Source organism: Pandoraea iniqua, from assembly GCF_902459685.1.
Lineage (GTDB): Bacteria > Pseudomonadota > Gammaproteobacteria > Burkholderiales > Burkholderiaceae > Pandoraea > Pandoraea iniqua.
Window position 1 is genome coordinate 376,647 of the sequence record NZ_CABPSF010000005.1, and the last position, 6,327, is coordinate 382,973.

Below are 6,327 nucleotides of genomic sequence, written 5' to 3' on the forward strand. Positions count from 1 at the left end.
CCAATGGGCCGGTCTTTTTTTGGCGCGCGCAGGATGCGTTGGCGTCATTTTGCGTTGCAAGGCAAATCGGGGTGAAAAACCTGCCGTTGCCTGCATTCATGAAGTTTCAGGGTTGCTGCGTTGCAGCGCACGTCCGGCAAGCGGAGGCAGATTGCCGTAAAATCGCACCCTATGAGTTCCCCCCAAGTCCTTCCCGTCGATGCAGCCGAAGCGCTGCCCCCGTCGTCCATTCCCGTCTGGCTCTCGTTCGTCGCACTCGCGATGGGCGGGTTTGCCATCGGGACGGGCGAGTTTGTCATCATGGGCCTGCTGCCCGATGTCGCCCGTGGTCTGAACATCACGATTCCGCAAGCCGGTCATGCCATCAGCACTTACGCGCTGGGCGTGGTTATCGGTGCGCCGTTGCTTGCCGTGCTCGGTGTGCGTTTGCCGCGGCGTGCCTTCCTGATTGCGCTGATGGCGATGTTTGCGATTGGCAATTTCGCCAGTGCGCTCGCCCCGGGCTATCTCTCGCTCATCGGTCTGCGCTTTCTGAGCGGTCTGCCGCACGGCACCTATTTCGGTGTGGCGGCGCTGGTCGGCGCATCGCTCGTGCCGCCGCACCGGCGTGTGCATGCCGTCGGTCAGGTCATGCTCGGCCTGACGCTGGCGACACTCTTCGGCGTGCCACTCGCCGCCGGGCTCGGTCAATGGCTGGGCTGGCGTGCGGCCTTCGTCCTCGTGGGTGCCATTGGTACGCTCACGGCCGTGCTGGTCTGGCGCTGGGTGCCGAATGTGCCCGCACCCCACGGCGCGAGCCCGCTGCGTGAACTGGCGGCGCTGCGCAGCTCGCAGGTCTGGCTCACGCTCGGGATCGGGGCGATTGGCTTTGGCGGCATGTTCGCCGTGTTCAGCTACATCAAGCCGACGCTCATGCAGGTGGCCGGCGTGCCCGAAGCGTGGGTGCCGTTCTATCTTGCGTTGTTCGGTATCGGCATGGTCGGCGGCACCATCATCGGGCCGCGGCTCGTCGGCGCCACCTCGCTCATGCGTGCCATCGGCGGCACGTTGATCTGGTCGGCGCTGCTGCTCGGCGCGTTCACGTTTACCGCTGCCAGCCCGTGGCTTGCCGGTATCAACGTGCTCGCCATCGGCACCATCATCATCATCGGACCGGCCTTGCAAATTCGTCTGATGGATGTCGCCGGCGAAGCACAGACGCTGGCGGCGGCGCTCAATCACTCCGCTTTCAATATGGCCAACGCCGCCGGCGCATGGCTCGGCGGCGTGGCCATTACGGCCGGTTATGGCTGGACGTCCACCGGCTGGGTCGGTGCCTTGCTGTCTTGTGCAGGCATGCTGATGTTCTTCTGGGCACGCCACGACGCGCGCCGGAAGGCCCGATAACACAGGCCCTGCATCACGAACATCGCGAAGAAAGCGAGCGGATACGCCCACCAGATGCCGGTCAGACCGGCCATCCGCTCGAAGATCAGGGCGGCCGGCACTTCGATGCCGAGCAGCCCGATCACCCCCAGCACCATCGGCACCCACACCTTGCCGCCTGCGCGCATGGCGCCCGTCATGATCGCGGTCAGGCCCATCACCGGCACGCTCCACGCCGTGACGTAAAGCAGATGCGTCGCGAGCGCCAAGACTTTCGGGTCGGTCAGAAAGCCGCGCATGATCAGCGGCGCCCCCAGACAGACCAGCGCCGTCAACACGCCCGTCATTCCCAGATTGCAAAGGAAGCCCGTTCGCACGATCGCATCGATGCGTTCGCCACGGCCCGCGCCGATGGCATGCGCACACAGGATCGAGGCGGTGATGCCGAACGTCATGATGGGCAGTTGCAGCCAGCTCATGACTTGCGTGACGGCACCGTACGCGGCGGTCGCGTTCGCACCGTGGCGATTCACCATGCCGAGCAACGCCATTTCTGCGAGGGCCATCGTCAGCATCTGCATCGCGGCAGGCACGCCGATGCGCAGGATGCCCCGGGCAAGATCAGGTCGAAATTGGACGTTACGCCACAGACCGGCACCCGGTGCGAGCGCATGCGCCTTGCGTCGCCAATACATCGCCATCCAGAGCAGGGCGACGGAAAACGCGATCAGGGTCGACGCGGCGGCGCTCGCCACGCCCAGCTTCGGGAGCGGCCCCCATCCGTCGATGAAGGCGGGCGTGAGGCACAACGCCAGCACGGTCGCGATCAGCAATGTGAAGAGCGGCGAAACCGCGTCACCCGTGCCACGGCTCATCGATGTCGTCAGCCAGAGCAGATACACGATGGGCATGCCGATGAGCATCCACCGCGCATAGCGTGTGGCGTCGTCGATCACGGCCAACGGCGTGCCGAGGGCGCGCATGAGCGGCGCGGCGAGCCAGCCGCCGAGCACGCTGGTGACGATGCCCGCGGCGAGCATCATCCACAAGGCCGTTGCCGCGATGTTTCTGACGCGGACCCGATCTCGCGCGCCCCATGCTTGCCCGATCATCACGGTGGCACCGGCCGACAGCCCGATGACGATGGCGAGCAGAAAGAAGAACACCGGGAAGAACGCGGACACGGCGGCGATCGCTTGGGTGCCGATCAGGTGGCCGAGATAGATGCCGTCGACGGTGCCCGCGATCGATTGCAGCGCGTTGGTCAGCATCATCGGGACAGCGATCAGGAGCCACGTCCGCCAGAGCGGGCGCGGTGGCGTCGGTGAGGGTGGTGGTGATGCTTTGATGTCGTTAGTCAGGGTTGTCATGGCGTTCTCAAGGCAAGCTTGCCGGGGGAAATTCCACGGAATTTCGGGCAAAGCGGGGCCCTCCGGTGCGGCAGTCCGACCGGTGAGCGGGAAATCGTAGGGAGACGGGCGCGCGGGCCCGGCGGGTTATTCGGTGATGCGTTCGGCGAGATCGTCGGTCGACGTCAGGCGCAGCAGATACTCGCGCACGTCGTCCGGCCAGCCGGCGATGCGCTTACCGAGGGCATCGAAGTCGTTGGCAAACAGCGCGCGTGAGGCTTCTTCGAATTCCGGCAGATCGCCCGCCATGGTCGACATGAAGCGGTAAGCGCGCTCCTGCGCCCGCCGCATCAGGTCGCGACTGGCGAACTTGCGGCGGGCTTCTTCGACCAGCTTGCGCAAGACGACGGACGCTCCCCCGGGCTGCTCGGCCAGCCAGTCCCAATGACGCGGGAGCAGTGTGACTTCGCGCGCGACGACGCCGAGCTTCGGGCGGCCGCGGCTTTTGGCGGGGGCTTCGGGGGCTTCGAGGGTTTCGGCAATGGGCTGCGCGAGCGCTGCGCCGCTCGTTACCACAGGTGCGGCCACGGGACGGTAGCGCTCGCGAATATCGGCGGCGGTGCCACGCACATCGACATCGCGAGTGTCGCCGGTCAGGTCGTCGAAGATCAGCACCGGCAGGTGCGCGTCGATGAGCGATGCCTGTTGAAAGGCGATGGCGGCGTCGGCCAGTGAGCCGACGGCAATGCGGCGCATGCCGCGAAAGACGGTATAGGTGGGGGCGACAGCGGGCGTGACAGACACGGCGAATCTCCGGTAATGAATCAGTACCGGCGAATATTACCCGGGTGTTATTTGAATTGCAATATTACCCGGGTAATAATTTCGATGCCTGTCAGGCGGTCAATGCCACGCCGCCCGAGAGCCGTTCGAGCACCGTGGCGCGCACGGCGGCGGGGGCATCGTCCAGTAGCTTGGGCCACGCGGCCTGTGCTTCGGCGACGGTTTCGCGGGCAATCGTCATCATGCGGGGAACGCGCAACAACCCGGCGCCCTTCAACAACGCTTCGAGGGCGGGCCAGTCGAACGCACGCAGCGTCTTGTCGATCGCGCGATTCACACCGTAGTGCGATGCGGGCACGTCGTGGAAAAACGCCGCCACGCATACCGGGTCATAGACGGGCGCGAGTTGCGGCGTGTGGGCGTCGGGGTAGGTCAGTGCCCAGTTCTTCAGATGCGCATCGGTGTTGCCCAGCAGGATGAAGGCAATCAGACGCCGCATGAACTCCCGCACGTCCTGCACGGGCTGTGCCGAGAGTTGGTCGAGCACACGCAGCATCGTCGTGTAGTCGACGTCGAGCCCGCGTCCGTACTTGCTGCGCGGCGGGTACTGAAGCACTTGCGCAAACTCTTCCATATGCACGCGCCGCCCGTCGGGCAGCCGGTCGAAGCGCGGCACGGCCAGAATGTGTTCGAACGGGACCTGCTCGGGCAGATCGGCGTCGCGCCGCGAGATGATCTCCGCCTTCGCGCAGTCGAGTCCCAACGCTTCGCACAACCGGTAGCCGGTGAATTCGTTTTCGACCAGATCGGGGTGGCGCGTCGTCGGCAGCTTGAGGATGACCGAGCCGGCGCGGCCCTGACGCTTGACGACATAACGGCGGCCATCGCGAACGGCGGAGAATTTGGTGACGACCCCCGGCAGTGACGCGGCGTCTTCAACCGGCGTGTCGACAAAACCGGGCTCGATCATTTCGAGGCCGAGTGCTGTGTGCCAGCGATGCACGACGTCCGGCACACCTTCGCGTGGCGGCACGGGTTCGACTTCGAGTGCGCCCATCAGGTCGTGCCCCGCCGCGGCCAGCAGCTCGAATTCATCGTCGGGGCTGCAACGCCGCTCGGCGGCAAGGCGCTCGCGGTTATGGCCTTCGGGCAGCAGATTCTCGAAATACACGGGCCACCGGCCGTCGGTGCGCACCAGTCGGGCGTCTTGCGGGGATCGGAGAATGTCGCGGGTGGCGTTTTCGCTGGCGCCGCGATAGGCGAGCGACAGCGTAGGGCGGCGCGCGTCGGCGATGTATTCCTCGTCGAACGACATGCGCAGAATGTCACCGTATTGCGACAGATAACCGACGGGGCGCCGGCTCCCGTCGGGCATATGCAGATAGGCGCGCAGGTATTTGATGTTCATGAGCGGGAGGGCGCGGGGCGCGGTGTCGTGCCGGGCGAGGCCAGCGTCTCAACGATCGATGGCGGGGCCGAGACGCCACTGGGCTGGCTAAGATACTTGCCGCCGGAGCGCAGAAACGCTTCGACTTCCTGACGCAGACTCGCCGGGACGAGCATCGGTTCGAGGTCGAGTGCGCGTGCCATCTCCAGCACCGTAGACATTCGGGGATCCAGCGCTCCCGACTCGGCCTTCTGGACGGTCATGCGCGACAGGCCGGCGCGCTCTCCGAGGTCGGACTGCGTGAGGCCAGCCTCTTTGCGCGCGGCGATCAGGGTGTCGAGAAAGCTCATCTTGATGTGCTTTTTCAAAGAAATGATGCTTTATCTTAGCATCGCACTTCAAGATATGCCAGAAAAGATAATAAAAAGTATCTTTATTGTCAAAAAGATAACGTTAATTATCTTTTTGGTTGCATCGCCGTCTTAGTCCTCATGGAATTTGCCCCGCGTCGCTTTGACCCGCGAGCGTACTTGCTTGGCATCCCGGCGGCGCATCTGACTGCCGAGCGTCGGACGGGTCGGAATGCGGCGGCGCGGCGGGATGGCTGCGGCATCGACCAGCGCCTGCAAGCGTGCCAGTGCATCGGCGCGATTGAGTTCCTGCGAGCGGTGTTGCTGTGCCTTGAGCACGATGACGCCATCTTGCGTAATGCGCTGATCCAGACGGGAGAGCAGACGTGCCTTGACGTCGTCGGGGAGCGACGAGCGCATGACGTCGAAGCGGAGATGGATGGCGCTTGAGACTTTGTTGACGTTCTGTCCGCCGGCGCCTTGGGCGCGCATGGCAGTGAGTTCGACGTCTTCGGGGGCGATGAGAATGCGACGGTTCATGGGGCAAGCATAACGTCCCGGCCATGCGGCTCACAAGCGGGTGAGCGCATAAATGGCAACGAACACGGCCAACGCGGTCAACGCGATCAACACGGCTAGTACGCGCAGGCCGACGACATCGCATCGCATGGCGCGATGCCGTCGGCATTGACGTGGGCGCGGCGGGTGCCGGTGAGATCAACGTGGCGGCGACACCACCACGAACTGGACGACCGTGCCCGAGTACACCGGTTGGTACCAAGTCGAGCCGCAGTGCTGATACGCCACGGTGCCGACCACGGTGCTTACGCAACTTGGGGGCAAGCTGGCCACCGTCGAGCCGATGATCGCCGCCGACACGCCGATCGTGACCGCCGCAGCCACCGGGTCGTACCAGCCGCCTCCCCAATAGGGGGGTGGCGGAGGCGGCGGGGGCGGAGGAGGCGGTGGCGGCGGATGCGGCCCCGGTCCGGGCCCCGGCGGAGGTGGCGGCGGATGCGGTCCGGGCCCCGGTCCGGGACCGGGCGGCGGTGGTGGCGGATGCGGTTCAGGCCCGGGGCCCGGCCCCGGACCC

Annotated in this window: 7 protein-coding genes; 1 reads left to right on the forward strand and 6 read right to left on the reverse strand. The window is 65.4% G+C overall.

Going from position 1 to position 6,327, the window contains the following annotated elements; all coding sequences use genetic code 11:
* Positions 1 to 171: 171 nt before the first annotated feature.
* Positions 172 to 1,386, forward strand: a complete 1,215-nt coding sequence (locus PIN31009_RS19310) for an MFS transporter (protein WP_150685542.1) — start codon at positions 172 to 174, stop codon at positions 1,384 to 1,386.
* Here the strand turns inward: PIN31009_RS19310 and PIN31009_RS19315 are convergent.
* From PIN31009_RS19315 to PIN31009_RS27955, 6 genes are all read right to left on the reverse strand, one after another.
* Positions 1,284 to 2,735 carry an MATE family efflux transporter gene (locus PIN31009_RS19315; RefSeq protein WP_217426813.1) on the reverse strand — a complete coding sequence of 484 codons (1,452 nt, stop codon included), beginning with the start codon at positions 2,733 to 2,735 and terminating at the stop codon, positions 1,284 to 1,286. The two genes, PIN31009_RS19310 and PIN31009_RS19315, sit on opposite strands and share 103 nt — an antisense overlap.
* A 126-nt stretch (positions 2,736 to 2,861) precedes the next feature.
* Complete coding sequence (locus PIN31009_RS19320) at positions 2,862 to 3,518, reverse strand: DUF2239 family protein (RefSeq protein ID WP_150791307.1); 657 nt, start codon at positions 3,516 to 3,518, stop codon at positions 2,862 to 2,864.
* 91 nt (positions 3,519 to 3,609) lie between these two features.
* Complete coding sequence (locus PIN31009_RS19325) at positions 3,610 to 4,905, reverse strand: type II toxin-antitoxin system HipA family toxin (RefSeq protein ID WP_150685540.1); 1,296 nt, start codon at positions 4,903 to 4,905, stop codon at positions 3,610 to 3,612.
* Positions 4,902 to 5,234, reverse strand: coding sequence for a helix-turn-helix domain-containing protein (locus PIN31009_RS19330; protein WP_174997285.1), 333 nt, complete (start codon positions 5,232 to 5,234; stop codon positions 4,902 to 4,904). Before PIN31009_RS19330 ends, PIN31009_RS19325 begins: the two co-directional genes overlap by 4 nt.
* A gap of 132 nt (positions 5,235 to 5,366) precedes the next feature.
* Entirely contained in the window at positions 5,367 to 5,774 is a 408-nt protein-coding gene (gene arfB, locus PIN31009_RS19335) for an alternative ribosome rescue aminoacyl-tRNA hydrolase ArfB (RefSeq protein ID WP_150685538.1), read from the reverse strand.
* A 177-nt stretch (positions 5,775 to 5,951) separates the two neighbouring features.
* Positions 5,952 to 6,137 carry a hypothetical protein gene (locus PIN31009_RS27955; RefSeq protein WP_150685537.1) on the reverse strand — a complete coding sequence of 62 codons (186 nt, stop codon included), beginning with the start codon at positions 6,135 to 6,137 and terminating at the stop codon, positions 5,952 to 5,954.
* Positions 6,138 to 6,327: the final 190 nt, after the last annotated feature.